This window comes from Streptomyces sp. SPB074, assembly GCF_000154905.1.
GTDB lineage: Bacteria > Actinomycetota > Actinomycetes > Streptomycetales > Streptomycetaceae > Streptomyces.
This window is the reverse complement of sequence record NZ_GG770539.1, coordinates 2,080,711-2,080,927: the sequence shown is the minus strand read 5'-3', so window position 1 is coordinate 2,080,927 and position 217 is coordinate 2,080,711.

Genomic DNA, 217 nt, shown 5'->3' with positions numbered 1-217 from the left:
CGCTCCTCGCGCCCGCGGAGGGGCGGAGCCGCTGCGCCCGGAGGCGGGGGTCCACTGGGCGGTCCTCGACGTGGACAACGGGCCCGGGCAGCGCCCCGACCCCGACTGCCTGCTCGCCGCCGGGCGGATCAGCAACGCGCGCCTGCGGCGCGGGCCCGGCGCCGCCCTCGTCCTCGGGCGGCTCGACCTCGCGCACGGGGCGACCAACCCCCACCTC